The 409-nt window shown below is 67.7% G+C and carries 1 protein-coding gene; it reads left to right on the forward strand.

What is annotated here, in order from left to right:
* Positions 1-409, forward strand: a 409-nt coding sequence (locus VK92_RS38820) for an aldehyde dehydrogenase family protein (RefSeq protein ID WP_048468275.1), incomplete at both ends; no start/stop codon positions are given.

Here is a 409-nt window from a genome sequence, read left to right on the forward strand (position 1 = left end):
TCGAACTCGGCGGCAAGTCGCCGAACATCGTGCTGCCCGATTGTCCCGATCTCGACCGCGCGGCGCAGGCGGCCGCCGGCGCGATCTTCTACAACATGGGCGAGATGTGCACGGCCGGCTCGCGGCTGCTCGTGCATCGCGACATCAAGGATGCGTTCATCGAGAAGCTCGTCGCGGCTGCGCGTGCGTACGTGCCCGGCAATCCGCTCGATCCGTCGGTGTCGATGGGCGCGATCGTCGACGGCATCCAGCTCGAACGTGTGCTCGGCTATATCGAGGCCGGGCGCAGCGAGGGCCGGCTCGTCACCGGCGGTGCGCGCGTGAAGGCGGAAACGGGCGGCTTCTACGTGGAGCCGACGGTATTCGAGGTGAAGCCGGATGCGAGGATCGCGCGCGAGGAGATCTTCGG

This window comes from Burkholderia sp. LK4 (assembly GCF_001043615.1).
GTDB classification, from domain to species: Bacteria; Pseudomonadota; Gammaproteobacteria; order Burkholderiales; family Burkholderiaceae; genus Burkholderia; species Burkholderia cepacia.